Below are 2,180 nucleotides of genomic sequence, written 5' to 3'. Positions count from 1 at the left end.
GGTATCGGCGCGAGACCATGGCCCTCATCCGCCGCCAGCCTTCAGGCGTCGCGCGGCACGCCGGCTCAACGAACCGTAAAGCAGCAGGGTCGCCAGTACCGCGAAGATCAGTGCCAGCGGCGTCATCAGCCAGGGCCGAGCGGCCAGCCAGTTGCGGAACTCGCGATGCCAAGGCAGTTGGCCGACGCCCCATTGATCGCCGAGCTGATAGCCGCTGACCAGGCCGCCGCGCAGCAGCGAAACATCGCCGACCACGAATTGCCGGCGCGCCGGATCGATCAGGGTTTCGGCGACGCTGAGCAGGGTCACTTTCGAGCCCGCGGTCAGCCAGACGGCGGATTGCGAGCCGTACGGCGAACCCGCACCGATGATCAGGCCCAGTTCGCCGCTGCTGCCGGTCAACTCGCGGCCGGCGTAGGCGCGAGCGCCGGCGATATCGCGTCCAGAAGCCCAGGCCTGCAAGCTGTCGACCGCGCCCACCGGCTTCAGGCTGATGCTGTCCGGGGTCAGTACCAGCGGCAAGGTGTTCAGCCAGCTTTCCGGCATGTTGAGCTGCAGCTGGCGGCCGATCATCAGCACATCGCGATCGCCGTGGCTGGCACCGCTACCGATGGTGTCGACCAGGATGCGCAGCGCCGGCGCACCGGTGATCTGGCCGAAATGGCCGGCAACCAGCAGCGCCGCCGACAAGGCGTCCTCATCGACGGTATCGGGCAGCAGCATCACCGTCTCGCTGAAATCCGACTGCAGCGAGAACGGCAGGCCGGCGTCCCGGAAGCGGCCGAGATCGGGCCAGCGCGCATAGCGACCGTGGCTGGCGAAGCTGATCGTCGACTCCGGGTCCACCGAACCGCCAAGCGCATCGGCCTGGAACGATTCGCAGGGCTTCGCGGCGATGCGCCGGAACTGGTACTGGAAGCTCAGCCGGTTGTTGGACACGATGCGACCGGCCGGAATGCTGATCCGGGCACGATCGGGTTCGATGCGGGCGTCGCCGGTCGCGGCACCGCCGCCACCGGCCTTGGCCAGGATCGTCGAAGCCACGAAGTCGCCGTTGAGCAAGGTGCTCAGCGTCGCACCCGGTGCGGTGATCGGCGCGTAGCGATAGCTGACATCGATTTCGGCGCCCTCGGCGTCATAGAACCAGACATCGGGCGGCAGCCGGAAGTCATAGCTGATCGGCCCCGGCGTCAGGCCACGGACGCTGGTCGGGCCGCTGGCCAGCTTGCCGAGCGGTGCCGGGAATTCCGGATCGAGCCAGCGCGGGGCGGTGCCGCGCGGCGGCACCGGCGGCAGCGCCAGTTCCACGATCGGTGCCACTGCGCCATCGAGCGAGGCCATGCCCAGGCTCAGCGCCTGCGCCGCGCGAACCAGGCCGGCATCGTCGGAGGACTCGAGCACCAGCAGCTTGGCGCCCGGATCATCCGGATGGTCGACCACGCGCAATTGCTCACCGTTCGGCACCGGCCCGAGCTGGGCTTCGAAATCCTTGCCGCTGCGCAGCACCACGGCATGGCCGCGGGGCAGCACGTTGCCGTAGCTGACCGGGAATTCTGCGCCGCGATAATCGGCCAGCGCGCCGAACCAGCTGGCGGTGATCGCGGCGGCAGTCATCGCATCGCTACCCGGACGCGCGACGAAGGCGATCGGCAGCCGCAGGCGGCGTGGATCGTTCGGTTCGAAGAACGGCCGCGGCAGGCGCGACAGGTTCGGCGGCTGCGGCAGCTCAGCCAGGGTCAGCTCCAGAGTCGACTGGTTGCTGATCAGGCTCCACAGGCTGGTATGGGTCGGGTCTTCGCATTCGCGCTCGGTGTCGACGTAGTGCATCACGCCATCGAAGCGGATCTGGTTGAACTCCAGGAACAGCGCCGGATTGATGTCGATCACCCGCTCGCCGCGAGCGGCGGTCGCCGGATCGAGCAGGAAGGTGTCGACGACTTCGTCGTTGACCAGCGCGGTGAGGCTGGAAAAGCGGCCGACCAGCGACGGCGAATGGGCGTATTTCAAACGCAGCTTGGCGGCGGTGACCACCTGATCTCGGCGCAGCGGCACGGCGACGCAGGCCTGGGCGAACACCGTCGACAACCGCATCGGAAAGCCGACGCCGAGTTCGGCGAAGCTCAGCACGCGCGTGGTTTCGTGCACCGCCCGGTCGGAGGCTGCTTTGGCGGACGCGGGCA

Annotated in this window: 1 protein-coding gene; it reads right to left on the bottom strand. The window is 68.3% G+C overall.

Features of this window, described 5'->3' with window-relative positions:
* Positions 1 to 24: 24 nt before the first annotated feature.
* Positions 25 to 2,180, bottom strand: a 2,156-nt coding sequence (locus Q0D45_RS21440) for a cellulose biosynthesis cyclic di-GMP-binding regulatory protein BcsB (RefSeq protein WP_293397915.1), incomplete at its 5' end; no start/stop codon positions are given.

Source organism: Nevskia sp., from assembly GCF_023266035.1.
GTDB lineage: Bacteria > Pseudomonadota > Gammaproteobacteria > Nevskiales > Nevskiaceae > Nevskia.
This window is presented reverse-complemented; position numbering and strand designations above follow the sequence as displayed.